1 protein-coding gene and 1 pseudogene are annotated in these 3286 nt (G+C 67.7%); both read left to right on the top strand.

The window, feature by feature from the left end; genetic code table 11:
* Nucleotides 1-525: pseudogene (locus tag H928_RS33060) on the top strand (FecR domain-containing protein); the annotation flags it as partial.
* Between the two features lie 294 nt (nucleotides 526-819).
* Nucleotides 820-3207, top strand: a complete 2388-nt coding sequence (locus H928_RS0106655; RefSeq protein WP_021025788.1) for a TonB-dependent receptor — start codon at nucleotides 820-822, stop codon at nucleotides 3205-3207.
* Nucleotides 3208-3286: the final 79 nt, after the last annotated feature.

Here is a 3286-nt window from a genome sequence, read left to right as displayed (position 1 = left end):
GTGCATGCCGACCCGGGCCGGCCCTTCCAGGTGCTGGCGGGCGATCTGCGCATCACCGTGGTCGGCACGCGCTTTTCGGTACGCCATACGGCGCAGGGCGTGGGCGCGGGCCACACCCAGGTGGCGGTGGAAGAAGGCCGGGTGAAGGTGGAGCGGCTGCAGCGCGATGCGGACCAGACCGACAAGGCGCCGGCCATGGTGCTGCTGACGGCCGGCCAGATGCTGGAAGACAGCAACGCGCAAGACGCGGGCCTGGGCACCGTCACCGAGGTGGCGCCCGCCGCCGTGGCCCAGTGGCGCAGCGGTCGGCTGAGCTTTAACCGCACGCCCCTCGCCCAGGCCTTGGCCGAGTTTGAGCGCTATGGCCCCACTGGCCTGGTGGTGCGCGACCCGGCCGTCGCCGCCCTGCCGGTGGGCGGCAGCTATGGTTTGAACCAGCACCAGCGCTTTGCGGAATTTTTGCCGCACCTGCTGCCGGTGCGCCTGGTCAAACGCGATGGCGTCACGGAAATCGTCGCCCGCTAAACGTCACGGACCAGGCCCTGGGTCCTTCGTTGCCAACCCTTGCCGTACTTCCGTAATGTCTGAGCCTTTGGGCGTCGTCTCATCCACCAAGCTTCGGTTTGCCGGGCCGTGTGAGCGCCTCAAAAATTATTCAAAATTTTTTTCCTCGGGACCTGCGGATTCCTGGCGCAGCTGCGTCTACAGGGGGTGGCAGCGCTGTGCGCAGCGCAACAGCCGTTTCCCTTTACCGATCCAGGAGTCCCTTGCATGCTGCGCACCGCGCCCCTTTTTCGCTCTCGCCCCACGCCCCTTGCCATGGCCGCCGCACTGGCGCTGGGTATCGCCGCTGTCCAGCCGCTGACGGCGCATGCGCAAACGGCAGCATCGTCGCAGGAGGGGGCCCGCAGCTTCGCGATTGCAGCGCAGCCGCTGGCCCAGGCGCTCAATGAGCTGGCACGCCAGGGCGATCTGCAGCTGGGCTTTCCGGCGGGGCTGGTCGCTGGCAAGACGGCGCCTGCCGTCTCGGGCCACTTCACGCCGCAGCAGGCGCTGGACCGTCTGCTGGCCGGCAGCGGCCTGCAGGGCGCGGTCAAAGACCGTGCGGTGCTGGTGCGGCCTGCACCCCCTGCGCCATCGGGCGATCCAGCAGGCACGGTGGTGCTGCCCACCGTGTCGGTCACGGCAGCAGCCATTGAAGCCCTGCCCGGCCCCTATGCCGGCGGCCAGGTGGCGCGTGGCGGCAAGGTCGGCCTCTTGGGCAACCGCGATGTGATGGATACGCCCTTCAGCACCACCCAGTACACCGCCAAGCTGGTGGACGACCAGCAGGCGCAGACCATTGGCGATGTGCTGGTCAACGACCCCTCGGTGCGCAACACCTACGGGCGCAATGCGGGCCGCGAAGAGTTCAACATCCGTGGCTTTACCGTCTTCAACTACGACGTGTCGTACAACGGCCTGTATGGCCTGTCACCGCGCAATGCGGCCTCGCTGATCGGCGTGGAGCGGGTAGAGGTGCTGCGTGGCCCCAGCGCGCTGCTCAACGGCATGGCGCCCGCTGGCTCGGTGGGCGGCGGCATCAACCTGGTGCCCAAGCGTGCCGGCGCCACGCCGCTCAACCGTGTGACGGCCTCGTACGCGCAAGACAGCCAGTTTGGCGTGCATGCCGACTTTGGCCGCCGCTTTGGCGCCGACCAGGAATGGGGTGTGCGCCTCAACGTCGCCAAGCGCTCGGGCGATACGCCCATCCATGGCGCCAGCGAGCGCGTCGATGCCTTGGCGCTGGGCCTGGACTACCAGGGGGAGCGCGTGCGGCTGGAGGCCGACATCAACTACCAAAAGCGCGTCACCCATGGCCGCAGCAGCCTGCTGTTCCCACCGTCGGAAGGCACGCCGATTGCCGCAGCGCCCGACAACAGGACCAATTTCCAACCGTCCTGGAGCTACTGGGATGCCAAGGAGCGCGCCGCCATCGTGCGCGGCGAGGTGGACATCAGCCCCAACCTGACGGCCTACGGCGCGCTGGGTGCGATGGGCTATGACTTTGACAGCCTGCAGACCACGTCGCAACTGCAGGATGCGCAAGGCACACTGATGGCCCGGCCCTACCGCCTGAAGGAAGCCGTAAACACCCGCACTGCCGAAGTAGGGCTGAAGGGCAAGCTGCAGACCGGCAGCCTGGGCCACGAATGGGTGCTGAGCACCAGCGGCTATGCGCAAGACAATGGCCTGCTGCGCCAAAACGGCACGGTCTATGCGTCGAGCATCTACAACCCAGCCGACATTGCCAAGCCCTCGATCAGCATCGGCTCCAACCTGCCCCGCACCGGCGAGACGCGCATGACCAGCGTGGCGCTGGCCGACACCCTCTCCACGGCCGACAAGCGCTGGCAGCTGACCCTGGGCGCGCGCCACCAGGAGGTGCGCACCCGCACCTTCAACGGCACATCGGGCGCGGAAACGGCGCGCTACGACAAGTCGGCGATCACGCCGATGGCGGCGCTGCTGTTCAAACCCACACCAGGCATCTCGCTGTACGGCAACTACATCGAGGGCCTGTCCCAGGGCTCGACCGCGCCCGAAGGCACGGCCAATGCCGGCGAGATCTTTCCGCCCGCCAAATCCAGGCAGCTGGAGCTGGGTGCCAAGTTCGACACCGGCAACTTTGTCACCACGGCCAGCCTGTTCCAGATCAGCCGGCCCAGCAGCTTGCTCGATGCCTCCACCACGCCCTCCAGCTTCCGCATGGATGGCGAGCAGCGCAACCGGGGCCTGGAGATCGTCACCCAGGGCGAGGTGCGCCGGGGCCTGCGCCTGCTGACCGGCGTGGCCTTTACCCAGGGCAAGCTGACCAAGACCGAGGATGGCCTCAACGATGGCCGCACGGCCCCCGCCACGCCCAAGGTGCAGATCAATATTGGCGGCGAATGGGACACTGCCTTGGTGCCCGGCCTGACCTTGACCGCCCGCGCGCTGCACACCAGCAGCCAGTATGTGGATGTGGCCAACAGCCAGCAACTACCCTCTTGGAACCGCTTTGACCTGGGCGCGCGCTACCGCTTCACCACAGGCAATACGCCGGTCACCCTGCGCCTGACGGTCGAGAACCTGATGAACAAGAACTACTGGCAATCCGCCGCGCGTGAAGGCCTGACCATGGGCGCGCCCCGCACCGTGCTGCTGTCGGCATCGACGGAGTTCTGATTGCGCGCTGACCAGGCGGCGCGCGCCACCCGGCCCCGCAGGCCTGCGGCGGGCTGGGCGGTGGCATCGCGCCTGCTCG

The organism is Comamonas sp. B-9 (assembly GCF_000410635.1).
GTDB lineage: Bacteria > Pseudomonadota > Gammaproteobacteria > Burkholderiales > Burkholderiaceae_C > Comamonas.
The sequence above is the reverse complement of the archived record's forward strand: the minus strand, read 5'-3'. Positions and strand labels throughout refer to the sequence as shown.